Annotated in this window: 25 protein-coding genes; 12 read left to right on the top strand and 13 right to left on the bottom strand. The window is 73.1% G+C overall.

What is annotated here, in order from left to right:
• Positions 1-193 precede the first annotated feature (193 nt).
• A complete protein-coding gene (locus BJ961_RS21235; RefSeq protein ID WP_271414379.1) occupies positions 194-1,702 on the top strand; it encodes a DNA-binding protein NsdB in 1,509 nt (502 codons plus the stop codon).
• On the opposite strand, the gene BJ961_RS21230 is transcribed toward BJ961_RS21235, so the two are convergent.
• From BJ961_RS21230 to BJ961_RS21215, 4 genes are all read right to left on the bottom strand, one after another.
• Entirely contained in the window at positions 1,699-2,997 is a 1,299-nt protein-coding gene (locus BJ961_RS21230) for a PAS domain-containing protein (RefSeq protein WP_271414378.1), read from the bottom strand. The two genes, BJ961_RS21235 and BJ961_RS21230, sit on opposite strands and share 4 nt — an antisense overlap.
• Before the next feature lie 272 nt (positions 2,998-3,269).
• Complete coding sequence (locus BJ961_RS21225) at positions 3,270-4,289, bottom strand: Gfo/Idh/MocA family protein (RefSeq protein ID WP_271414377.1); 1,020 nt, start codon at positions 4,287-4,289, stop codon at positions 3,270-3,272.
• Positions 4,290-4,413: 124 nt separating this feature from the next.
• Positions 4,414-5,508, bottom strand: a complete 1,095-nt coding sequence (locus BJ961_RS21220) for a baeRF3 domain-containing protein (RefSeq protein WP_271414376.1) — start codon at positions 5,506-5,508, stop codon at positions 4,414-4,416.
• 52 nt (positions 5,509-5,560) lie between these two features.
• Entirely contained in the window at positions 5,561-7,180 is a 1,620-nt protein-coding gene (locus BJ961_RS21215; RefSeq protein ID WP_271414375.1) for an alpha/beta hydrolase, read from the bottom strand.
• A 233-nt stretch (positions 7,181-7,413) separates the two neighbouring features.
• Here BJ961_RS21215 and BJ961_RS21210 point away from each other — a divergent pair, with 233 nt between their 5' ends.
• Positions 7,414-8,118, top strand: a complete 705-nt coding sequence (locus BJ961_RS21210; protein WP_271414374.1) for a chaplin — start codon at positions 7,414-7,416, stop codon at positions 8,116-8,118.
• Between the two features lie 27 nt (positions 8,119-8,145).
• On the opposite strand, the gene BJ961_RS21205 is transcribed toward BJ961_RS21210, so the two are convergent.
• Entirely contained in the window at positions 8,146-8,631 is a 486-nt protein-coding gene (locus BJ961_RS21205; RefSeq protein ID WP_271414373.1) for a nucleoside deaminase, read from the bottom strand.
• A 162-nt stretch (positions 8,632-8,793) separates the two neighbouring features.
• Between BJ961_RS21205 and BJ961_RS21200 the strand changes: the two genes are divergently transcribed.
• Positions 8,794-9,753: an NAD-dependent epimerase/dehydratase family protein gene (locus tag BJ961_RS21200; protein WP_271414372.1), complete on the top strand. Its 960-nt coding sequence runs from the start codon at positions 8,794-8,796 to the stop codon at positions 9,751-9,753.
• A gap of 37 nt (positions 9,754-9,790) precedes the next feature.
• Here the strand turns inward: BJ961_RS21200 and BJ961_RS21195 are convergent, their stop codons facing one another.
• Positions 9,791-10,060, bottom strand: a complete 270-nt coding sequence (locus tag BJ961_RS21195) for a GlsB/YeaQ/YmgE family stress response membrane protein (protein ID WP_271414371.1) — start codon at positions 10,058-10,060, stop codon at positions 9,791-9,793.
• Between the two features lie 150 nt (positions 10,061-10,210).
• On the bottom strand, positions 10,211-10,654 hold the full coding sequence (locus tag BJ961_RS21190; RefSeq protein WP_271414370.1) for an SPW repeat protein: 444 nt from the start codon (positions 10,652-10,654) through the stop codon (positions 10,211-10,213).
• A gap of 213 nt (positions 10,655-10,867) precedes the next feature.
• Between BJ961_RS21190 and BJ961_RS36195 the strand changes: the two genes are divergently transcribed.
• From BJ961_RS36195 to BJ961_RS21165, 6 genes are all read left to right on the top strand, one after another.
• On the top strand, positions 10,868-10,951 hold the full coding sequence (locus tag BJ961_RS36195; RefSeq protein WP_350891961.1) for a putative leader peptide: 84 nt from the start codon (positions 10,868-10,870) through the stop codon (positions 10,949-10,951).
• Between the two features lie 203 nt (positions 10,952-11,154).
• Entirely contained in the window at positions 11,155-11,733 is a 579-nt protein-coding gene (gene ssuE, locus BJ961_RS21185; protein WP_271414369.1) for an NADPH-dependent FMN reductase, read from the top strand.
• A gap of 124 nt (positions 11,734-11,857) precedes the next feature.
• Complete coding sequence (locus tag BJ961_RS21180) at positions 11,858-13,006, top strand: LLM class flavin-dependent oxidoreductase (RefSeq protein ID WP_271414368.1); 1,149 nt, start codon at positions 11,858-11,860, stop codon at positions 13,004-13,006.
• A 201-nt stretch (positions 13,007-13,207) separates the two neighbouring features.
• Positions 13,208-14,098, top strand: a complete 891-nt coding sequence (locus BJ961_RS21175) for a glycoside hydrolase family 19 protein (protein ID WP_271414367.1) — start codon at positions 13,208-13,210, stop codon at positions 14,096-14,098.
• 199 nt (positions 14,099-14,297) lie between these two features.
• The gene (locus BJ961_RS21170; RefSeq protein ID WP_271414366.1) at positions 14,298-14,693 is read left to right on the top strand and encodes a VOC family protein; all 396 of its coding nucleotides are present in this window, start codon (positions 14,298-14,300) and stop codon (positions 14,691-14,693) included.
• 93 nt (positions 14,694-14,786) lie between these two features.
• Positions 14,787-15,866: an adenosine deaminase gene (locus BJ961_RS21165; RefSeq protein ID WP_271414365.1), complete on the top strand. Its 1,080-nt coding sequence runs from the start codon at positions 14,787-14,789 to the stop codon at positions 15,864-15,866.
• On the opposite strand, the gene BJ961_RS21160 is transcribed toward BJ961_RS21165, so the two are convergent.
• Positions 15,848-16,363 (bottom strand): mycothiol transferase, encoded by a 516-nt coding sequence (locus tag BJ961_RS21160; RefSeq protein WP_271414364.1) that lies wholly within the window; start codon positions 16,361-16,363, stop codon positions 15,848-15,850. The genes BJ961_RS21165 and BJ961_RS21160 overlap by 19 nt on opposite strands.
• A 25-nt stretch (positions 16,364-16,388) precedes the next feature.
• On the bottom strand, positions 16,389-17,303 hold the full coding sequence (locus BJ961_RS21155) for a LysR family transcriptional regulator (protein ID WP_271414363.1): 915 nt from the start codon (positions 17,301-17,303) through the stop codon (positions 16,389-16,391).
• Between the two features lie 128 nt (positions 17,304-17,431).
• Between BJ961_RS21155 and mgrA the strand changes: the two genes are divergently transcribed.
• Entirely contained in the window at positions 17,432-18,424 is a 993-nt protein-coding gene (gene mgrA, locus BJ961_RS21150; RefSeq protein ID WP_271414362.1) for an L-glyceraldehyde 3-phosphate reductase, read from the top strand.
• Positions 18,425-18,483: 59 nt separating this feature from the next.
• Here the strand turns inward: mgrA and BJ961_RS21145 are convergent, their stop codons facing one another.
• Positions 18,484-18,882, bottom strand: coding sequence for a nuclear transport factor 2 family protein (locus tag BJ961_RS21145; RefSeq protein WP_271414361.1), 399 nt, complete (start codon positions 18,880-18,882; stop codon positions 18,484-18,486).
• 379 nt (positions 18,883-19,261) lie between these two features.
• Between BJ961_RS21145 and BJ961_RS21140 the strand changes: the two genes are divergently transcribed.
• A complete protein-coding gene (locus BJ961_RS21140; RefSeq protein ID WP_271414360.1) occupies positions 19,262-19,672 on the top strand; it encodes a hypothetical protein in 411 nt (136 codons plus the stop codon).
• 26 nt (positions 19,673-19,698) lie between these two features.
• Here BJ961_RS21140 and BJ961_RS21135 read toward each other — a convergent pair whose 3' ends face one another.
• From BJ961_RS21135 to BJ961_RS21125, 3 genes are all read right to left on the bottom strand, one after another.
• Positions 19,699-21,003, bottom strand: a complete 1,305-nt coding sequence (locus BJ961_RS21135; protein ID WP_381160666.1) for a streptophobe family protein — start codon at positions 21,001-21,003, stop codon at positions 19,699-19,701.
• Between the two features lie 82 nt (positions 21,004-21,085).
• On the bottom strand, positions 21,086-21,502 hold the full coding sequence (locus BJ961_RS21130) for a hypothetical protein (protein WP_271414359.1): 417 nt from the start codon (positions 21,500-21,502) through the stop codon (positions 21,086-21,088).
• Complete coding sequence (locus BJ961_RS21125; RefSeq protein WP_271414358.1) at positions 21,499-22,086, bottom strand: PRC-barrel domain-containing protein; 588 nt, start codon at positions 22,084-22,086, stop codon at positions 21,499-21,501. The genes BJ961_RS21130 and BJ961_RS21125 overlap by 4 nt, the downstream gene beginning before the upstream one ends.
• Positions 22,087-22,254: 168 nt before the next feature.
• Here BJ961_RS21125 and BJ961_RS21120 point away from each other — a divergent pair, with 168 nt between their 5' ends.
• Positions 22,255-22,710 (top strand): ATP-binding protein, encoded by a 456-nt coding sequence (locus BJ961_RS21120; RefSeq protein ID WP_271414357.1) that lies wholly within the window; start codon positions 22,255-22,257, stop codon positions 22,708-22,710.
• The last annotated feature ends 20 nt before the right edge of the window (positions 22,711-22,730 follow it).

Here is a 22,730-nt window from a genome sequence, read left to right as displayed (position 1 = left end):
CGCCGCCCGACCGGTCGCCGGGGCCACCCTGGGGAGTACCCCCGCGGCAACCGGGTCGGGGTGGCGCATTCCTACCTGACACCCGGCCGCCCCTGGCACACCATCTGGCGCACCCTGGCGAACGGTGGCGAATAGTCGCCCGGCAACCCGCACGGGGCTACTGTCAACTCAGCCGAGAACCTGGGGGCTTGACGTGAGCGGAGAACCCAACACCCGTCTGTCGGACCTGTTCGGCCTGGCCGGCTGGTCCAAGGGCGAACTCGCGAGGCTGGTCAACCGGCAGGCGGCGGCCATGGGCCACCCCCAGCTGGCGACCGACACCTCGCGGGTGCGCAGGTGGATCGACATGGGAGAGATCCCGCGCGATCCGGTGCCGCGGGTGCTGGCGGCTCTGTTCACCGAGCGTCTCGGCCGTGTCGTGACCATCGAGGACCTCGGTCTGGTCCGGCACGGGCGTGCGGGGAAACGGCAGCACGGCGGGAGCGAAGAGCATCCCGACGGCGTGCCGTGGGCGCCCGAGCGGACTGCGGCGGTCCTCACCGAATTCACGGGAATGGACCTCATGCTCAACCGACGCGGCTTGGTGGGCGCGGGCGCCGCGCTCGCCGCGGGCTCCGCACTCAGCAGCGCCATGCACGACTGGCTGCACACCGACCCGGCCCTGGCGGCCGACGCCCCCGACCTCCACCAACCCCTGCACGCCGACCCCGCCGGGTTCGACCGCTACGAGGCCGCCCCCATCGGGTCGCAGGAGGTGGAGGAACTGGAGCGCTCGGTCGAGGTGTTCCGCGCCTGGGACGCCGCCCGTGGCGGCGGGCTCCAGCGCAAGGCCGTAGTGGGCCAGCTCAACGAGGTGGGCGGCATGCTCGCCTACCACCATCCACCCCATCTCCAGCGGCGCCTGTGGGGCGTCGCCGCCAACCTCGCCGTCCTCGCCGGCTGGATGTCCCACGACGTCGGCCTGGAACCCACGGCCCAGAAGTACTTCGTCATCGCCGCGCACGCCGCACGCGAGGGCGGCGACCGGCCCCGGGCGGGCGAGGCGCTCTCCCGGGCGGCCCGCCAGATGGTGCACCTGGGCAAGCCCGACGAGGCCCTCGACCTCATGAAGCTCGCCCAGTCCGGCTCCGGCGAGCAGGTACTGCCGCGCACCAAGGCCATGCTCTACACCATCGAGGCCTGGGCACAGGCGTCCATGGGGAAGGGCCAGGCGATGCGCCGCACCCTCGGGCGGGCCGAGGACCTCTTCGTCTCGGACAAGGCGGAGGTGCCGTCCCCGGACTGGATGCAGACGTTCAAGGAGGAGGACCTGTACGGCATGCAGGCCCTCGCCTACCGGACGCTCGCCGAGTTCGAGCCGGGGGCCGCCGCGCACGCCCAGCACTACGCGGACAAGGCGCTCGCCCTCAGGATCGACGGGCGGCAGCGGTCGAAGATCTTCGACTACCTGTCGATGGCCTCCGCCTGCTTCATCGCCGACGACCCCGAACAGGCGGACCGGTACGCCCGCCTGGCCCTGGTGTCGATGGGGTCCAACTCCTCCCAGCGCACTTGGGACCGGCTGCGCCAGATGTACCGGCTCACCGCCGAGTACGCCGGTTACCCGAGGATCCAGGAACTGCGCGAGGAGATCGAACTGGCGCTGCCCAGGCCCAGGTCAGCCAGGGGGAAGGGACCGGGCGGCAACGTCGCGCCGGCCTAGGGCGTCACCCGGGCCACCAGTACACAGGCGTCCGCCCGATCCGGGAGCCCACCGAGTTCCCGCGTCACCATCCGGACGCAGTCCTGTGCCGAACCCGCCCCGCACAGGCGGGGGGCCAGCGAGAGGAGGTGCTCGACGGCCGCCGGTTCGCGTGCCGCGGTGTGCAGGAGCAGCAGGTCATCGGCTTCAAGGGTCGCCTCGGCCTGCCCGGACGGATCCGACGGCCAGGACAGCCCACGCCCCGTTCCGCCGCGGAACAGCAGCGGGACGGGGCCCGAGGCGTGCGCCCACGTCAGCGTGCGGGTGCGCGGCCGGTAGCCGCAGTACGCGGCGCCGCGCACCGGCGGCAGGGCGGTGGACCCGAGCAGTGCGGCGAGCCGGTCCCGCAGGTGCGCGGGCCGGGTGCCCGCCAGCGCCAGGCCGCGCAGGGCGCCGATCAGCACCGCCGGGCCGTGACCGCCGCCGGGGTCCGGCCCGTCGAGGTCGCCGACGCTGAGCAGGGTCTCGTCCCCGGTGAGCGGGCACGCGTCGTACCAGCCGCCGCAACGGGCGCCGTGGACCGGCGTGGCCGTCGAGGGAAGGTATCCGGCGGCCAGGTCCAGGCCCGGCCGGCCCTCGTCGGGGAAGCGGAGGAGACCGCGCCAGGGCGGCGCCGGATGGTGCCGCAGCGAGTCCCGGGTCTCGCTCACCACCCGCTGGCTGCGGCGCAGTTCGCCGACGTCGCGCAGCACGGCCCACATCGAGGCGGTACTGCCGTCGGCGTCGAGCACGGGCTCGCCCATCATGTGCACGGTGCGTACGCCGCCGTCGGGCCGCACGACACGGAACTCGCCGTCGATGGGCCGGGCGTCCACCAGGCAGTCCGTGACCATCGCGGTCAGCTTCGGCCGGTCCTCGGTGACGACCAGGGACGGGAGTTCGTCGAGGCTGAGCGGGACGGACGCGGGGTCGCGGCCCAGGATGCCGAAGAGCTCGGGGGACCACTCGGCCTCGTCCGTCAGCAGGTTCCACTCCGCGCTGCCGACCCGGCTGAGCAGTGAACCCGGGCGCGGCGCGGACGCCGGGCCGTCCCGTAACTGCGCCAGGTGCGCGTCGAGATCCGTGAGCTGGTGGAGCGCCAGGTCGTAGAGGGCGCGCTGCCAGCGTCCGCGGGGGTCCGTCACGTCGTCCTGGCTGTCCCGGCGTACCGCGTCCACGTCGCCCCGCAGCCGCCGGGCCTGCGATATGAGGGCCTCGACCGAGCCGCGCCCCGGTGGCGGGGCGGCCGGATGGTCCGCGGAGAGAGGGGACGACATGACGCACTCCGATGTGCTGACGGTACGACCAAGACGGAACCGGGGCCTGTGGAGGGACCGTTACGACTGTTGCACAGCCCGCGACGCCCCGTAAGTGATTCGGCAACACACGATACGGTGGTGCTTCCGGCATATGCCACAGTCTTCCCGGAGGGGCTTCGGTACGTGTTCGGCGTACCCGAGGCCGAGGGCAAGTCGTAGAAGACCTACGGGACTTGGAGGAGGATGGGGCGCGGGGGCATCGTCGCCCCGGTGTTCGCCGGACTCGTGTTCTATGCCGGGTCGCGCAGGGGCGGCCGGGGCGCCAGTTCGACGGGCGTGCGCACGCCCGTCTCCAGTGCCCGCGCCCCCGCCTCGGCGACCGTGGCGGCGGCGTATCCGTCCCAGGCGTCCGGACCGGTGACGCGGCCCCGGCGGGTGGCGTCCACCCAGGCCCGCACCTCGCGGTCGTAGGCGTCCGAGAACCGTACGAGGTAGTCCTGCGGCACCTCCTGCCGGGCGCTCCCGGCCCCCGTCACCAGCATGCCGCGCGTCTCCCCGATCCGGGCGCTGCCCGCCTCGCAGACGGCCTCGCAGCGCACCTCGTAGCCGAAGCCGCAGTTGACGAAGATCTCCACGTCCACCACGGCGCCGCCCTCGGTCTCGAAGAGCACGAGCTGCGGGTCGAGCAGACCCCGCGGCGCGCTCGCCGACGGCCGCGGCCGCAGTACGGTCACCGCGGACAGCTCCTGCCCGAGCAGCCAGCGGGCCGCGTCGATCTCGTGCGAGACGGAGCTGGTCACCAGCATCGCCGAGGTGAAGTGGGGCGGGGAGGAGACGTTGCGGTGCACGCAGTGCAGCATCAGCGGCCGGCCGAGCCGCCCGCCGTCCAGGAGGGACTTCAGCTGCCGGTACTCGGCGTCGTAACGCCGCATGAACCCGATCTGTGCCAGCCGCCTGCCCAGCCGGGCCTCCGCCTCCACCACGCGCAGCGCACCCGCGGAGTCCGGCGCCATCGGCTTCTCGCACAGGACCGGCAGCCCCCGGGCGAAGGCGGCCAGCAGCGCCTCCTCGTGCGCCTCGCCGGGTGAGGCGATCAGGACGGCCTCGACGCCCGGCGCGTCCAGCGCGGCCTCGACGTCCGTGTGCACGGTCGCCCCGTCGATCCCGCCGACGGCCTCCTTCGCCCGCTCGGCGTCGGGGTCCGCCACCGCGGCGACCCTGGCGCCGCTCACCACCCGGTCGAGGCGTCGTATGTGGTCGGCGCCCATGTGGCCCGCACCCATGACCGCCACACCCAGAAGTCCGCTCACGCTCCGCCCGCTCCTTCGCGTCCGCCGCGCACCCGCGAACAGCGGGTCCGTGTACGGCGAACAGGCTTTCACGCCTGTCGATCTCGTCAAGGGGGAGAGCGGCTCCCGGGTGGGGCGGCAGGCGTCAGTAGCGCAGCACCCCGGCGATGCCCTCCACGTCCCCGAGCGAGCCGTCGGGCACGAAGCGCACGTCGGCGCCGGTCTCCAGGCACTGCTCGACGATCTCGTCCACGATGTCCTCCCGGGCGTCGAGGTCGCCGTCGGCCGCCGGGAGCAGGTGCTCACCGTCGTCGCGCATCGTGACCCTGAAGTTCTCCTCCACGGCCAGCAGCCGGACGCGGCCCGTGTGCGCGCTCTCCCACAGCTCGTCGACCCCGGCCGCGAAGTCCTTGCGCCCGCGGGCCGCGTCCAACTCCCTGGCCACCGCCTCGACGGATCCGCGCGCCTCGTCCTCCAGCACCGGCCGCACTGCCTGCCAGACGGCCTCAGCGGTGCCGTGCGCCAGCCCGCCGTGCGGTACGAGCACCGCGTCCCCGGTGAGGGCGCCCGCCTCGTCGAACAGCGACAGCGCGGGCTCGGGGCCGGTGACGTACAGCGGTCGGGGATGCCGGCGCAGGACCTTGCCCATCGCGGCGTCGGCGTCGCGCAGGAACCTGCGCGTGCCCTCGTCCCGGAACGTGCTCGGCGCGTCGCCGATCCGCTCCTGGCGCTCGGGGTCGAAGTCCTCGGCGGGCCGGTCGAGCGGGAAGCCGCCGAGGTGCTCCTCGACGACCCGGCCCGCGCCGCCGTTCCAGAGCGTGACGCGGTCGGCGGCGACCGACAGGACCCAGAACGGCCGTTCGGCGGCCTGAGCCGCGACGAGGTTGCGGGTCAGGAAGGTGTCCGAGAGGACCACGCGCTCGGGCACGGAACGGGCGAGGGTCCAGACCTGGTGCTCACCGGGAGCGGCGAAGATCGCCAGACCGTCCTCGGCATACGTCAGGTCGACCTCGGCGAGGGCCCGGTCCAGCTCGCCGGAGACCGCCGCCCGCTCCTCCCGGCCGACCGCCGGATCCTCCTCCAGTTGTTTCTTGGCCGCGGCGACCGCGTTGCGCAGCCGGACGCGGTCCTGGGCGTTGTCCGGTTCCCGGCGGTGCGTCGGCGTCAGCACGGACACGGCCGGATAGGGGCGGGGGCGCCGCAGTTCGGCGAGGGTGGCGGGACTCAGATCGTGCTCCATGACAGCACGATAGGACCAATGGACATATCGGGCACGCGGAGCGGGTCGCCGCTCAGCCGGATCCGTCCCCGCCGGACTCGGGACCGCAGGAGCTGCCGTCGGGCGGCAGGGAGCCGTACAGCAGGAAGTCGTCGACCTTGCGGTGCACGCACCCGGAGGACGCGTAGCCGGTGTGCCCCTCGCCCCGGTTGTCCAGGACGACCGCCGGGGAGCCGAGCCGATCCGCCGTCTCGGTGGTCCAGCGGTACGGCGTCGCCGGGTCGCCGCGGGTGCCGACGAGGAGCATCTTCGCGGTGTCGAGGTCCTTCACGTCGTCCCGGATGTAGTCGGTGCCCCTGGGGCGGCCGTAGCACATGAGCACCTGGGTGAGCCGGTACCGGCCGAAGACCGGCGACGCCTCCTCGTACCGTGCGCGCAGCCGGTCCAGGGACCCGGTGACCCGGGCGGCGGTGGGGCGGTCGGGGTCGTCCGCGCAGTTGATCGCCATCAGGGCGGCCGGAAGGTTGTCCATGGGGACGTCCTCCTCGTCGGTGAGACCGGCGTCCTCGTCCCCGCGCCCCGGCGCCCGCTCCGGCTCGCGGACCGGGAAGGTGACACCGCCGGACGAGAAGCTCTCCAGGCCGCCGGTGTCCCCGCCCTCGATCAACTGCGCGAGCGCCCGCTCCAGCGACGGCCACAGCTCCCGGCTGTACAGCGCCTGACCGACGGCACCGACCAGGTCCTGCCCGGAGAAGGGCTCCCCGAAGGCCGACGCCACCGGGTCGGAGTCCAGCGAGGCCACGAGCCGTACGACCTGGTCGCGGGCGTCCCGGGGGTCCTGGCCGAACGGGCAGGCGACGTCCTCCACGCACCAGTCGAGGAAGTTCTCCAGCGCGGTCTGCTGCCCCCGTGCGCCGGCCAGGCCCTGCTCGGCGAGCGGTTCCGTCAGTGTGTCCACGCCGTCCAGCACCATCCGGCCGACCTTGCCGGGGAACTGGGCGGCGTACACCGCGCCCAGCCGGGTCCCGTAGGAGAAGCCCAGGTAGTTGAGCCGGTCGTCACCGAGCGCCCGGCGCATCACGTCCATGTCGCGTGCGGCGTCGACCGTCCCTATGTGGGGCAGTACCGGGCCGGAGTACTCGGCGCATTCGGCCGCCGCGTCCCGCAGCCGCTTCAGCACGTCCTCCGGGGCGCCCGCCTCCTCGTTTCCGTCCGTCGCCTCCATGATCTTCAGGGTGGCCGGCCCGCAGGAGACCGGCGAGGACCGGCCGACGCCGCGGGGATCGAAGCTCACCACGTCGTAGCCGTTGGTGAGGTGCATGAACTCCTTGCCACCCGCCGCGAGTTCGTTGACGCCGGAGCCTCCCGGGCCGCCGAAGTTCAGCAGGACCGAGCCCCGCGAGTCGCCGGTCGCCCGGTACCGGGCCAGGGCCAGGTCGAGGGTCCTGCCCTCCGGCCGCGCGTAGTCGAGGGGGACGGTGACCTTGCCGCACTGCAGGTCCTTGGGCATCTCCATGCCCTCGCACGCGGACCACTTGACCTTCTGGTCGTAGAACCGGGACAGACCGGGGCCGGCGGCGCGCGCGTTCGCGGCGTTCGCGGCGGGCAGTCCGGCCCCCAGCAGGGCCAGCCCGAGCGCTCCGGTGACCGCGCAGCGCCGGACCGAGGACCGAGTCTCCAGCGTGGCCTGCATCGATGCCTCCCGGGCGCCCCGTAGCGGACCGGTGGTCGGCGCCCTCGCTCACCATAAGGGGGCTGCGCACCCGGCGCCTGCGGACGACGGCGCACCCGACGCCGTGCGGCTTGTTCGATGAACCGCCCACTCGATGGGGTGAAAGACGGATAAGCCATAACTCGGATGGTGCGCCCGCGTTTTAACCGGTGCGGGCGAACGCCCGCGACCAAGTCTGGAAGGCAGGGAACCTCATGAGAAGGGTTACCCGAAACGGTGTGCTCGCCGTCGCCGCGTCAGGCGCGCTGGCCGTGACGATGCCGGCGTACGCGGCCTTCGCGTCCGACGGCTCCTCGGCCGGCGGCTCCTCGGTCGGCTCGCCCGGGCTGATCTCCGGCAACACCGTCCAGCTCCCGGTGGACGTGCCGGTGAACGTGTGCGGCAACACCGTGAACGTGGCGGGGCTCCTCAACCCGGCCGCGGGCAACAGCTGCGCCAACACCGGGGAGCGTGGGACGCCGCACGCGGGGACGCCGCACGCGGACGCGTCGCGGGCCGGGTCCGGCGGCGCGGTCGCCGAGGGGAGCGGAAAGGATTCGCCGGGTGTGCTCTCGGGCAACGGCGTGCGGTTGCCGGTGCACCTCCCGGTGAACGTCAGCGGCAACAGCGTCAACGTGGTCGGCATCGGCAACCCGGCTGTCGGCAACGAGTCGACGAACGACTCCGGTGACCACCGCCCCCCGGAGCACGTACGGCCCCCGGCGGAGCCCCAGCCCTCCGCCCCCGAGGAGGAGCGCGCCGAGCCCGAGCCGTCCCCGCACGCCGCCCCGCCGCGGGAGCAGGCGTCCCTCGCCCGCACGGGGGCGGACCAGGCCCTGCCCTTCCTCGCCGGCGGCGCGGCACTCGTGCTCGGCGGAACCGCCCTCCACCGGCGCTTCCGGCCGGGCGCCCAGGGCTGACGCCCGGCACGCACCCGCGTCACCGGTTCAGACGCGACCCTCGTGGAAGCGCCGGTGCAACGCGTGGATGTCGTCGGTGAGTTGCGGCACCGGGCCCTCCACGGCGACGCCGGGCGCGACCTCGTGCACCGCGAGCGTCCGCACCGGCGGCGCCGGGACGCCCAGTTCCGCCAGCCATGTGCCCAGTTGCTCCGAAGAGGCGACGTACACGATGCGCCCCAGGCCCACCCACGCGTGGGCGGCGGCGCACATCGGGCAGTGCTCGCCCGACGTGTACACCGTGGCCGCGGCCCGCTCCTCCGGGGTGAGGTGCGCGGCCGACCAGCGCGCGAGCTCGAACTCCGGGTGACGGGTCCGGTCGCCGGAGGCCACCCGGTTGTGGTCCTCGGCCAGCACCGCACCGTCCCCGCCCACCAGCACGGACCCGAACGGCTCGTCACCGGCCTCCAGCGCCTCGGCCGCCAGCTCCACACAGCGGCGCAGGTACGGCAGTTCGGCGTCCTTCACGACCATGGCGTACAGCCCTCCTCGCGACGTGATCCTCGCCGTCCAGCCTAAGTCTCCCGCCCTCCTTGCTATCGCCAATCGCGAGAGTTAGAGTCTCTAACGTAAGCGAATAGCGATAGCTCCTTCTCCGTGGACTTCGTGCGGAGGGGGCGAGACAGGAGGAGTGCCATGTCCACCGCCACCCCGCAGCCGCACGCCGTCCACACCGTGCTGGGATCCGGCCCCGCGGGCACCGCGCTCGCTCGTGAGCTGGTGCGCAGGGGGCACCCCGTCCGGTTGGTGGACCGCAGGGGCGAAGGCCCCGCGATCGAGGGCGTCGAGCGGTTCGCCGCCGACGTGAGTACGGCCGACGGTGCCCGTGCGGCCGTGGCCGACGCCGCCGTGGTGTACCACTGCGTCAACGTCGCCTACCACCTCCAGGTCGAGGTGATGCCCCGCGTCCAGGAGGCCGTCCTGGCCGCCGTCGAGGCGAGCGGTGCCCGGCTGGTCGTGCTCGACACGCTCTACCCGTACGGCGAGACCGGGGGAGCGGTGATGACCGAGGACAGTCCCTGGCTGGCGACCAGCCGCAAGGGCCGGATGCGCGCAGAGCTGGACGAGCGGTACCTCGCCGCCCACCGGTCCGGCCGGGCCCGCGTGGTCCTCGGCCGCAGCGCGGACTTCGTCGGCCCCGGCGTTCTCAACTCGTCCCTGGGCGCGGCCGTGTTCCCCGGCGCGCTCACCGGCGGCGAGGTCCTCGGCTTCGGCGACGTCGACCTGCCGCACAGCTACACGGACATCCGGGACGTGGCCGCGGGACTCGCGACACTCGGTGAGCGCGAGGACGGCGACGGCCGCGTCTGGCACCTGCCGACCGCCCCCGCCGTCAGCACCCGCGAGATCCACACGCTGATCGAGAAGCGCGTGGGCCGCCCGCTGAACGTCGTGGTGCTCTCGCGGCTTCGCCCCTTCGGTCCGTTCGACGAGCGGTTCGTCGCCGAGTACGAGGAGATGTTCTACCAGCACACGGAGCCCCAGATCATGGACTCCAGCGCCTTCGAGCGGTCGTTCGCGGTGGCCGCCACGCCCCCGGCGGACACCGTGGAGGCGACCGTCACCTGGTACGAGGCGTGGCTCGCCGACAGGTGACGGTCATGGCCTCAACGGTCCGGCCGCGACCGGCGGATCAACGGCCCGGACGTGACCGGGAGCGGTCCAGCGCGGCCACACCGAGCGCGGCCAGGCCGATCTGGATGAGCCACTCGACCCAGTCGACGCCGTTGGTGTCGGCCACGTCGAAGGCAGACGCGATCCACGACCCGATGAGCGCGGCCACGATGCCGACCAGGATCGTCCACAGGACGCCGATGCGCTGTCGGCCCGGCACCACGAGCCGGCCCAGTACGCCGATGACGATACCGATGACGATGGCACTGATGATGCCGTCGATCTCCATCTCCACCCCTTCGCTCAGGATCCCCGCTGCAGTGCGTCTGCCCACTGCGCTCCGGTCCAGTCCGCCGGGCCCCGCACGCCGGTCCTCCCCGCGGGCGCACGGGCCGGCCCGCGTGTGCGGGCCGGCCCGTGCCGCTTCCTTCCTGTGTCTCTAGGGCCTTCGTGGGGCGCTCCGCGCCGCCGTACCGGCGCAGACCATGCCCAGAATCAGAGCCAGGGCGCCGATGACGGCGTTGTTCCAGATGACGCCGGCGTCCGGGCTCGTACCGACGATCCATGGCGAGATGATCATCCACACGCCGATCGCGCACATGGCCCAACTGAGGCCGTACATGCGTTCGGGGGCGCGGGTGAATCCGAGGGCCAGCAGACCGATGGCTATGCCCACGATCAGGTTGTGGGCCACGAGTGAGGGCTGGCTGGTGGTGAAGTGGAGTATCCACGGGGACACGGCACAGTAGAGGCCGAGCAGGAACACCGGCCCGTCCACGAGTGCCACGTCCCGACCACCGAGCATGCGCGCGTAGCGCGCCTGCATTTCCGGGGCGTCGGGGTGGCTGGTGATGTCACCTCGGGGGTGCGAGACGTTGGCCATAAGTCGTCTCCTTCGACTTGCAGGGCCGACCGCTTCCGGTGCGGTGTGCGGTAGCGCCGCATAAGTCCATTCTGCTCTTATTCAGCCCTTATGTGTAGTGGTGGGCGGGTCGGGATCCCGCCTTGTCACGCCCGTGTGAATTCCGGGTCCGCCAGACGAGACCGGTCCGGCTCTCCTTGACCGCCTTCGACGGCGGCTGCCAGGATCGTCGTCATGACAACGCGACCGGACCTCACGCGGCGACGCCACGTCGACCTCGCGCGCGTCTCCAGCGCCTCCTGTCGCACCGCGGCCTGATCCGCCGCTTCCCTCCCACCTCGCCTCCTCTGCCCCGCCCCGCACCGGCCGGGCGCCGCCCGGCGAGCGACTCCCCGCACCACCCGGACCCGGCCGCCACACGCGCCGTTCGGGCCCGGTGCGTCCCATGTCCCGGCCGCTGCGGTCCCCGAGGGGACTCCGCCGGGTGTTCCGCCGCGCCCGCCTCCCCGAAACGAGGTCCCATGGCCACCGTCCTGTCCGTCTCCGGCAGCCCCTCCGCCTCCTCCCGCACCAACCGCCTGCTGCGCCACCTCGACGACCGGTTGACCGCGCACGGCCACGAGGTGATCCCGCTCGACGTGCGCACGGTCCCCGCCGAGGCCCTGCTCGGGGCGGACTTCGGCCACCCCGCGATCAGCGAGGCCGCCGCGCTGTTCGCCCGTGCCGACGGCGTCGTCGTCGGCACCCCCGTCTACAAGGCGTCCTACTCCGGTGTCCTGAAGGCCCTCCTCGACCTCCTCCCGCAGTACGCCCTCACCGGCAAGACGGTGCTGCCGCTCGCCACCGGCGGCTCCACCGCCCATGTCCTGGCCATCGACTACGCGCTGCGCCCGGTGCTGACCTCCATGGGCGCGGCACACATAGTCCAGGGCTGGTTCACCCTGGACCGGGACATCACGGCGCACGAGAACGGCACGGTCACCGTCGCCCCGGGCGCCGCGGAGGCCCTCGCCCAGGTGGTCGACCAGTTCTCGGCCGCCCTGGGTCCCCGCGCGGCCGCCCTCGTCCGGTCCGTCCCCGCCCGCGCCGCGGTGGGCTGAGACCCGTGCGGCGCCTGGCCGCGCCCGCCGGGCCGCCGCCGCTCGACCGCCGCGCCCGCCTGCCTGCCTGACCGCCGGTCAGGCCGTTCCGTCCGCCGCGCTCACGTCCCCGAACGGAGACCACGTGTCGACCCTCTCCTTCCACTGGTTCCTGCCCACCAGCGGCGACAGCCGCGACGTCGTCGGCGGTGGCCACGGCGCCCCGGCCACCGGGTCCGGGCGCGTCCGGCCGCCGACCGTGGCCTATCTGAGCCAGATCGCCCGCGCCGCCGAGGACCTCGGCTTCGTCGCCGCACTCACCCCTACCGGTGCCTGGTGCGAGGACGCGTGGCTGACCACCGCCATGGTGTCCCAGGCGACCGAACGGCTGAAGTTCCTGGTCGCCTTCCGCCCCGGCTTCGTCTCGCCCACGCTCGCCGCGCAGATGGCGTCCACCTTCCAGCGGCAGACCGGCGGACGGCTCCTGCTCAACGTCGTCACCGGCGGCGAGAGCCGCGAGCAGCGGGCCTACGGGGACTTCCTCGACAAGGACGCCCGCTACCGCCGCACCGGCGAGTTCCTGCACATCGTCCGGGAGTTGTGGACGGGCCGGACGGTGAACCTGCGCGGCGAGCACCTCCACGTGGAGGACGCGAAGCTGGTGCGGGTGCCCGACCCCGTGCCCGAGGTGTACTTCGGCGGCTCCTCGCCCGTCGCCGGCGAGGTCGCCGCCCGGCACGTCGACGTGTACCTCACCTGGGGCGAGCCGCCCGAGCAGGTGGCCGGCAAGATCGCCCGGATGCGGACACTGGCCGCTCGGGAGGGCCGTACCCTGCGCTTCGGCATCCGGCTGCACGTCATCACCAGGGACACCGCGGAGCAGGCGTGGGCCGAGGCGCACCGGCTGCTCGACGGCTTCGACCCGGACACCGTACGGGCCGTGCAGGAGGGCCTCGCCCGCAGCGAGTCCGAGGGACAGCGGCGCATGCTCGCCCTGCACGGCGGGTCCCGCGACGCCTTGGAGATCCACCCCAACCTGTGGGCCGGCATCGGCCTGGTGCGCGGCGGCGCGGGCACCGCCCTGGTCGGCGGCCACGACGAGGTCGCGGACCGGATCGCCGAGTACCACGCCCTCGGCGTCGACGAGTTCGTCCTCTCCGGCTACCCGCACCTGGAGGAGGCCTACTGGTTCGGCGAGGGCGTCCTGCCGCGCCTCGCCGAACGGGGGCTGTGGCGCCACCCGGCCCGCGTACCGGCCGGACGCGACACGGTGCCGCTGCCGGTCGCCGTCTGAACCCAACCCCTGAGCAGCCGAGTCGAGTTGGACTGGTCTACACCCTTGACTGGTACATACCAACGCGGTTGAGTGTGCCTCACACCCCCCTCCACGGCCGCCCCCACGCCGTGGCCGGTCCGACCGGCACGTGCGCACAAGGTTCCGCTCCGCTCCGCCCTTGTACGGGAGCGGCCGTGCTCCGCAGAAGGAGACAGACCTGTGCCGAGGCGCCGTATATCCGCCGTGGTGACCGCACTCGCCCTCGCGGGCGCCGTCCCGCTGCTCATGCCCGCCGACGAGGCGTCGGCCGCCACCTGTTCGAGCTACCCCGCGTGGTCGGCCGGTGCGAACTACAACACCGGCGACATCGTCCGCTACACCGACGGCAAGGCCTACATCGCCGAGCACGCCAACCCGGGCTACGACCCGCTCATCAGCACCTGGTTCTGGGACCCGTACGCCTGTGACGGCGGTTCGCAGACGCCGGTCGGCAGCTTCGTCGTCAGCGAGGCCCAGTTCAACCAGATGTTCCCGGGCCGGAACTCCTTCTACACCTACAGCGGCCTCACCGCCGCGCTCAGCGCCTACCCCGGCTTCGCCAACACCGGCAGCGACACCACCAAGAAGCAGGAGGCCGCGGCCTTCCTCGCCAACGTCAGCCACGAGACCGGCGGCCTGGTCCACATCGTCGAGCAGAACACCGCCAACTACCCCCACTACTGCGACTGGAACCAGCCCTACGGCTGCCCGGCCGGCCAGGCCGCCTACTACGGGCGCGGACCGATCCAGCTCAGCTGGAACTTCAACTACAAGGCCGCGGGCGACGCGCTCGGCATCGACCTGCTGGGCAACCCCTGGCTGGTGCAGAACGACGCGGCCGTGGCCTGGAAGACCGGCCTGTGGTACTGGAACACCCAGTCCGGGCCCGGCACCATGACCCCGCACAACGCGATGGTCAACGGCGCCGGCTTCGGCCAGACCATCCGCTCCATCAACGGGTCCCTGGAGTGCGACGGCCGCAACCCCGCACAGGTCCAGAGCCGGGTCGCCAAGTACCAGCAGTTCAGCCAGATCCTCGGCGTCTCCCCGGGCGGGAACCTGTACTGCTGACGCTCCCCGGGTGCGTGGGACTCCGCCGGTGACGTCGGAAACGATCACCGCGGAGTTCCGGCGCCCTGGGCCCTCGGCACCCCTCCCCGCGCCCCGCTCCAGGGCCGAGCCCTCCGGAGCGGGGGCGCGGCCGGGACTTGGCGTCCGACGGGTTTTACGTATAACCTCTCCCGTCAATCGCCCGGCCCGGAAGGTACCGATGACACGCATCGCCCTGGTCGCCCTCGTCGTCGACGACTACGACGAGGCGATCCGCTTCTACACCGAGGCCCTCGGCTTCCGCCTCGCCGAGGACACGCCCCGGCCCGACGGCTCCCGCTGGGTCGTCGTCGAGCCCGGTGGCCCGGGCCCGGGCACCGCCCTGCTGCTGGCCCGCGCCAAGGGCGAGGCCCAGCGTGCCCGGATCGGCGACCAGACGGGCGGGCGCGTCGGCTTCTTCCTCCACACCGCCGACTTCGCCCGCGACCACGCCCGCATGACCGCCGCGGGCGTGACCTTCCTGGAGGAGCCCCGGCACGAGCCCTACGGCTCGGTCGCCGTCTTCCAGGACCTGTACGGCAACCGCTGGGACCTGCTCCAGCCCGCCGCCCCCTGATCCGCGTCCCGCCCGTACATCCGTCCCGCCCGTACCCCGCTTCGCGGACCCGTCCCCGCTCTCCCGCACCGATCTGCCGAGGAACCGCCGCACATGTCATCTACGCGCATAGACACCGAGACCCTCCGCCGCCTCCCCAAGGCGGTGCTGCACGACCACCTCGACGGCGGCCTGCGTCCCGCCACCGTCGTGGAACTGGCCGCGTCCGCCGGCCACACCCTGCCCACCACCGACCCCGACGAACTGGCCGCCTGGTACTACGAGGCCGCCAACTCCGGTGACCTGGTGCGCTACATCGCCACCTTCGAGCACACCCTCGCCGTGATGCAGAACCGCGAGGGGCTGCTGCGCACCGCCGAGGAGTACGTCCTCGACCTCGCCGCCGACGGAGTCGTCTACGGCGAGGTCCGCTACGCCCCCGAGCTGAACACCAGGGGCGGGCTGTCGATGAGGGAGGTCGTGGAGACCGTCCAGGAGGGCCTCGCCGCCGGCATGGCCAAGGCGGCCGCCGACGGGACTCCCGTCCGGGTCGGCACCCTGCTCTGCGGCATGCGGATGTTCGACCGGGTCCGCGAGGCCGCCGACCTCGCGGTCGCCTTCCGGGACGCCGGTGTCGTCGGCTTCGACATCGCCGGCGCCGAGGACGGCTTCCCGCCCGCCGACCACCTCGACGCCTTCGAGCACCTGCGCCGCGAGAACGTGCCCTTCACCATCCACGCCGGCGAGGCGCACGGGCTGCCCAGCATCCACCAGGCCCTCCAGGTGTGCGGCGCCCAGCGCATCGGCCACGGCGTGCGCATCACCGACGACATCCCCGACCTCGCCTCCGGCAAGCTGGGCCGGCTCGCCGCCTGGGTGCGCGACCGCCGGATCGCCCTGGAGATGTGCCCGACCTCCAACCTCCAGACCGGCGCCGCGACCTCGATCGCCGAGCACCCGATCACCGCGCTGAAGGACCTCGGCTTCCGCGTCACCCTCAACACCGACAACCGCCTCGTCTCGGGCACGACGATGACGCGCGAGATGTCCCTGCTGGTCGAGCAGGCGGGCTGGGGGATCGAGGACCTGCGCACGGTCACCGTCAACGCCCTGAAGAGCGCCTTCGTCCCCTTCGACGAGCGCAACGCCCTGATCCAGGACGTGGTCCTGCCGGGTTACGCGTCCGCGCTCTGAACCAGCCCGCGCGCATAGGCGGCCTGTCCGACGTGCTGGAGATCGTCGGACAGGACGCTGACCAGGCGCGCGCCGAGGGTGACCGGCGGATCCCAGTTGTCGTCCACGATCCGCTCCAGGTCCTTGGCGGCCAACGAGCGCAGGGCCGTGAGCGTCTGCTCGTGCACGGCGTCGTAGTAGCCCGTCAGCAGGTCGGGGGAGTCGACCCGCACCTTGGCGACCTTCGCGGAACTGTGGCCGTACCCGGTGTCGCCGCGCGGCAGGCCCAGGCCGAAGCGCTTCTCCCACCCCCCGGTGAACCACACCTGGTCGAGGCCGAAGGCGTCGGCGACGTGGTCGTCCTGGACGCGGGTGAGGTGCCAGACCAGCCAGGCGACGGAGTTCGCGTCGGCGGCGGGGCGGGCGTTCAGGCCGTCGGGGTCCAGGCCCTCGACGGCGGCGTGGACTTCTTCCTGGATGCGGCCGTAGCCCTCGATGAGGATGTCCTTCGCATGCATACGTCCACCATCGCGCAGTCCGCCCTCACGCGCGCCCCGTTCCCGCGCTTCCCGGACCCGCGCTGCCCGTCTCCAGCAGCCCCATCAGCGCCCGCGCCGCCGGACTGGTCGCCTGCGCGGGCGGCAGCAGCGCGATGGTCTCGTACTCCGTCCCGTCCGCGTCCTTGAGGGGCAGCGAGGTCAGCGCGGCGCGCTTGTGGCGGAAGTGGCGCGGCACGACCGCGATGCCGAGGTTCTCGTCGATCAGGTCGAGCAGCCCGTGCACGTCGTTCACCTCCAGCGGCACGGTGCGCCGCACGCCCGCCGCGGCGAACACGGCGTCGGTGACGCGGCGCGGGCCCCAGTCCGGGTGGAAGTCGACGAAGACCTCGTCGGCCAGGTCGTGCGGGGTGAGCACCGCGCCGTCGGCCGCGAGCCGGTGACCGGGGTGGCACAGCACCGTCATCGGCTCGCCCGCCAGCGAGACCGAACGCAACTGCTCCGTGTCCGCCTGGGTGCGGTAGGCGAAGGCCAGGTCGAGCCGGCCCGCCGCGACCTCCTCCGCCAGCTGACCGGAGCCCGCCTGCCGCAGCCGGATCTCCACGTCCGGGTGACGCCGCCTGAACCCGGCCAGCAGCCCGGCCACCGGCACCCCGGCGATGCACTGCTCGGCACCCAGCGACAGCGTCCCGCGCAGCACCCCCTGCACCGCGGCGACCGCCTCGTGCGCCGACCGCACCTGGGCCAGGATCCGCCGCGCCTCCTCCAGCAGCGCGCGCCCGGCCTCCGTCAGCGTCACCCGACGGGTCGTACGCACGAACAGCGGCGCCCGCAGCTCCCGCTCCAGCGCCCGGATCGACGCGGACAGACCGGACTGGGACACCAGCAGCCGTTCCGCCGCCCGGGTGAAGTGCTGGTCCTCGGCGACCGCCACGAAATGCTGGAGATGACGCAGTTCCATGACTCAGAAGCGTAACCGCGCAATCCCATCGGATTCTTCTGTTGGACCACTGCCCGCAGGTCACGCCAGAGTGGAGGACGGTTCCACCCAAGCCCCGCACCTCGGGGGCCAACCCCTCTGGAGTCGCGTTGTACACCGCACACCCCGACCGCTACGCGGAGATGCCCTACCGGCGCACCGGACGCAGCGGGCTCAAGCTCCCCGCGCTCTCGCTCGGTCTGTGGCACAACTTCGGCCCGGACCGCCCGGTCGAGACCCAGCGCGCCATCCTGCGCCGCGCCTTCGACCTCGGCGTCACCCACTTCGACCTCGCCAACAACTACGGACCGCCCCCCGGCTCCGCGGAGTCCGCGCTCGGCGAGGCCCTGAAGGCCGACTTCGCGCCGTACCGTGACGAGCTGGTGATCTCCACCAAGGCCGGCTACCTGATGTGGCCGGGTCCGTACGGCGAGTGGGGCTCGCGCAAGTACCTGCTGTCCTCACTCGACCAGAGCCTGGACCGGATGGGTCTGGACTACGTCGACATCTTCTACTCGCACCGCCCCGACCCGGAGACTCCGCTGGAGGAGACGATGGGCGCCCTGCACACGGCGGTGCAGCAGGGCAAGGCGCTCTACGTCGGCGTCTCCAACTACTCGCCGGAGCAGACCCGCGAGGCCGCCCGCATCCTCGCCGGACTGGGCACCCCGCTGCTGATCCACCAGCCGCGCTACTCCATGCTCGACCGCCGCCCCGAGACGAGCGGCCTGCTGGACACCCTCGACGAGCTGCGGGTCGGCTCCATCGCCTACTCCCCGCTGGAGCAGGGCCTGCTGACCGGCCGCTACCTGAACGGCATCCCGGAGGACTCCCGGGCCGCGAGCGACAGCCCGTTCCTGAACTCCGACGCGGTCACCGAGGAACTGGTCGGCAAGCTGCGCGCCCTGAACGGGATCGCCGAGTCCCGCGGCCAGTCACTGGCCCAGACGGCCCTGGCCTGGGTACTGCGCGAAGGCCGCGTGACCTCCGCCCTGGTGGGCGCGAGCAGCCCCCGGCAACTGGAGGACAGCGTCGCGGCCATCGGCAACCTCGACTTCGACGCCGACGAACTGGCCCGTATCGACGAGATCGTCAACGGCTAGAACGCCGACGGGCAGAACGCCGACGGCCAGAACGTCCCCCGCCCGCGTGTCCCCCGCTCTCACACCCCCTCGGGAACCCGGTCGAGGAAGCCGTGGACGTCCCGGATGCGGTCCTCTCCGTCCAGGGTGATCACGTCGAATCCGGCCACCGGCGCCGAAGCCTCCCCAGCGGCGGCACCTCCGGCCTCGCTCACCAGTTCCCAGGAGAAGCGCGCCGTGTCGTGATGCCCGTCCACGGCGCCGGACAGCCGGAAGACGAAACCGGGGAACTGCTCGTGGGCCGCCGTGATCACGGCCGCGATCTGCTCGTGGCCCCGGACGTCGGCCAGCGGGTCGGTGTAGCCGCCGTCATTGGTCCAGGCCGCGGCGACCGCCTTGGCCCGCGCGTCCGGCCCGGCGTTCCAGGCCTCGAAGTAGCGGGCGACGGCGTCCTCGTAGCGACGCGTGGGTGCGGACATGGCGATCAGCCTCCGTCGAGGTGGTGTGCGCTGGTCAGGGACCGGATCCCGGTCTCGGCGACCCGGTACCGCAACCATGCCCGCGCCCGTCCGCCCGGTCGATTACCCCCGGGGTCATGCCGCCGCGCCACGGGCCTCCGGAGCCAGCCGTCCTACGGCAGGCCGAACCGGCGAGGCACGGCACGACGTTTTCGGCCATCAAACGCGAGGAATATGCCAGGAGACTGGCCGGAAATTCATGGTGACAGTGGTTCAGTAGTGAACATACTCACCTCTAGGGCCTCTCACACCACGCGACAGCGCCCTCACGCACAGCACACGAGCCGCACGGACGCCCTGCCCGACCGGCAGGCGGGCTGGGTGACGGGGGAGGGTAGCAGTGCACGACGAGTTCCTGTGCCATGTCACCGCCTACGGCGTCTGCGACGGACGGCGCATCGGTGTCCCCCTGGGGACCTACCGGGCCCCCACCCTCGCCCTGGCCCTGTGGTGGCTGCGCGACCGGGCGTTCTGGATCGCCGAGCGGCTCGATCCGCAGCCCGACACCCCCCACTTACCGCGCGGCGCCCTGACTCCCGTCGCCGACGACGCGCCCGACGTGCCGCGCATGCTGCGCACCTGGTGCACCGACGACATGCGACAGGAGCTGGTCGCCGACGAGTTGGCCGCCGGACATCTGGTGCGCATCGCGACCAGCGACGAGACCACCGAGTACGAGCTGATGGCCGAGTCCGTCGACGCGCTGCGCATGCAGCGGGCCTCCCCGCCCCTGGTCGTCCCCGTCGCCTGACCGCCCGCGGCGCACCGCGACCGCACCTACGAACCGGCCCGGCCGGCCCGTCCGCCCACCCACCGGGCGAGCAGCGCACCCAGGAACCCGGCGACCAGCCCCCACAGCAGCGCGAGGCCCACCGCACCCCACCACCGCGGTCGCAGGAACAACTGCCCGGCCAGCCCGCCGCCCAGATCGCCGATGCCGAGCACCGACAGCCCGTAGTGCGCGCGGATCCGGCCGACGAGAGAGATCACGAGGACCGTCAGCGCCAGCGCCACGGCCAGGCGCACCGCGCACAGCCAGGCCGGCGACCGGACGGGGGACCGGGATGCCACGAGGAATCCGGCCGCCAGGACGAGGACCGCCGCGGCGACCAGGAGCCACCACATCCGCCCGTCGCGCTCGGCGAGCGTGCCCACGTTCACGGTCGAGACGTCCGGCGTGCGCAGCACCTTGTCGAGCACCTGCGGCATCGGGAGCCCGAAGGGCCCCTCCACGCGCCCGTTCCAGGTCGCCCCCAGGCCGATCGTGAGCGCGGGCCACGCCAGGTTCGGCAGACCCAGGAGCAGCACGGGGAAGGTGTCCGCCGGATGCCCCCGCGTCCCGGCGACCACCAGGGCGACGACGACGCCGATCACCACGTACGCCAGCAGCAGCGCGACCATCGAGTACGCGGCCGGACGCACCGACGTCCGCAGACCCCGCAGCCGGCCGGGCAGCGGAGCCGCGGGCGAGGCCAGCAGGGCGAGGACGAGCACCCCCGCCAGCCAGAGCAGGCCGAAGAGGACGGTCAGCGGCACGTCCGTGGTGAAGCCGACCCTCGGGGCGACGCCGAACAGGTCGCCGAGGTCGTTCAGCAGGCCCTCGCCGAGCGACACCTCGAACGTCTGCCGTGCCGCGAACGACATCCCCAGCAGCGCGAGCAGCCACAGGACGGCGATCCGCCCGGCCCAGCCGGCCAGCTCCGCCGCCCCGACCTCGGCGCGGTGGCGCAGCGGTCGCAGGAAGCCCCGGGCGATCATCAGGGCGCCGGTCAGGGTGACGGACAGCGGCATCACGGTCAGCCCCGCGTCGGTGGCCGCCAGGTCGCCCGCGTCGCCGGACATCTCCAGCGCGCCGCCCACGGCGGTGACGAGGGTCGCCACGACGACCCGCGGGAAGGCGTTGTCGGGCAGGTCCGCGGCACCGGCCGCCCACAGCCCGAGCGCGGCCGCGGCCCCCATGGCGACCAGCCCGGCCAGCACCGTCCCCAGTGCCTGCGCCCAGCCGGGACCGGCGGGCGTCCGGCCCGGGGAACCCGGACGTCCGGGGGGCCCGGCGGCCGCGGAGGGGGTTCGCGCACTCACGCTGCCACGCTATGCAGCCCCCGCCGGACCCGCCCGCCGACACGTCCGTCCGCGTCGCCCCGAGCCGCCCCGCGCCGCGGACTCAGTGCGCGCCGATCACCAGGGCGTAGTCGCCGAGCCCCAGCAGGCGGTCGGGCGGCACTTCACCGCGGGTGGTGAAGACCGCGAGGATCCTGGCGGTGCGCGGGTCGAACGCGACGTCCAGCACGGTGCCGTGCCCGTTGCCCGTGTCGGTGAGGATCCGGTGGCCCAGCAGGTCGTGGTGGGGCGGCACCGTCCCGGGGGCGTCGGCGGAACCGACCCGGACCGCGCCGGGCCCGACGGAGTGCACCGCGTCCCAGGCCAGCACCGTCTCCCCGCCGAGGCGCCCGTGCCGGAAGCGGACATGGCTCACGGTGGCGGACGCGGCGTCGACGGTCAGCGACGTCACGGCGCCGAGCGGACCGCCCCCGGACCGCGGCAGCACCGGCAGCCCGCGCACCTCGGTGAACAGCATCACGGCAGTGGCCCCGTCCGGTGGCCGGGCACGCCGCCGCCGACCAGGGCGGTGAGGCCCGGCAGGTCGTCCGCGACGTGCCGTACGGCGTCCTCGGGCAGGACGAGGTCGCGGCCGTTGACCGTGAGCGTCTCGCCGCGCGGCACGTACACCCGCCGCCGGTGCCGGGAAGCTCCCGGTACGAACCGCCGGCTCGCCGCCACCCGGAAGCCCATGATCCGCCCACCGGTGCCGCCCTCCACCACGACGTCGAGCACCGTGCCGACCTCGGCGCCCGCCTCGGTCAGCACCCGCGCGCCGAGCACCCGGGCCCGCAGGTTCTGCTGGTGCGCCGTCATCGCCGCCGCGCTCACCAGGCCCCGCCCGTCGCGGATCATCACGGCGTCGTGGCCCAGCGCGTACACACCCGACCAGGGCAGGCCCTCCTTCAGGGGGCCGGACAGCAGGCCCCGCCCGGTCAGCGTGAAACCGGTGATTCGGCCCGCGGCGGCGTCGCATACGGTGTCCTTGACATGGGCGACGGCGTCGCCGCGGAGGGTGACCACCGGCCGGGTGGTGAGGCTTCGTGCGGCCATCAGTTCGTCCATCGCACACCCTCCGCCTCGCCCGATCGCACACCCTTCTCGCACTACGGGTTCCCCGCACCACTGTGACGATGCCCGCACTGCGAAGAGACGGGGACTGCGACGCGCGGCTCGGGGTACGAGGACAGGTGCAGCAGCGTCCGGCCAGTCCGGCTTCCGAGAGAGAAACGCATGACCGAGTACCTGGACGGGGCAGTGATACCGACTGGTTTCGACGTTCCCGTTGAACCGCTGAGGCGGGCGGCACACTACTCCGGCGAGCCGGGATGCATAGCGCAGGCGCGTTCCTTCGCCTCGCTCTTCCTCGACCAGCTGAGGACCGAGTGGTGCGCCACGATCGGCCCCCGCGCGGACGGCGCGGTCCTGCTGGTGGTGAGCGAGCTGGTCACCAACGCGGACCGACACAGCAGGGGGCCGTACATCCTGGAGCTGGAGGGCACCGGCACCTCGGTGGCGGTGACCGTCTACGACAGCAGCGGCGCCGTGCCCGAGCGCTACCCCCGGGACCCCGAGCGGATCGGCCGGCACGGGCTGGAGATCGTCCACGCCCTGGTGGAGACCGTCGTCGTCGAACGCGTCCCGGTCGGCAAACGGGTACGTGCCGTGGTGCCCCTCACCGCGGCGTGAACCGAGGGGCGAAGGGCACC

Origin of the sequence: Streptomyces lienomycini (assembly GCF_027947595.1) — a bacterium.
GTDB lineage: Bacteria > Actinomycetota > Actinomycetes > Streptomycetales > Streptomycetaceae > Streptomyces > Streptomyces lienomycini.
This window is presented reverse-complemented; position numbering and strand designations above follow the sequence as displayed.